This window comes from Paenibacillus sp. USHLN196, from assembly GCF_037144955.1.
Classification (GTDB): Bacteria; Bacillota; Bacilli; order Paenibacillales; family Paenibacillaceae; genus Paenibacillus; species Paenibacillus xylanexedens_C.
Window position 1 is genome coordinate 1 of sequence record NZ_JBBCYH010000057.1, and the last position, 238, is coordinate 238.

At 55.5% G+C, this 238-nt stretch carries 1 rRNA gene; it reads left to right on the forward strand.

The annotated features are described in order from the left end of the window. Window positions 1-238, forward strand: a 23S ribosomal RNA gene (locus tag WFI24_RS34635); the annotation flags it as partial.

A 238-nucleotide genomic window follows, 5' to 3' on the forward strand; every position in this document is an offset into this window, starting at 1 on the left:
GTGAAGATGCAGGTTACCCGCGACAAGACGGAAAGACCCCATGGAGCTTTACTGCAGCTTGATATTGAATTTGGGTACGATCTGTACAGGATAGGTGGGAGCCTTTGAAGCGTGAGCGCCAGCTTGCGTGGAGGCAACGTTGGGATACCACCCTGATCGTATCTAGGTTCTAACCTGGTACCGTAATCCGGTGCGGGGACAGTGTCAGGTGGGCAGTTTGACTGGGGCGGTCGCCTCC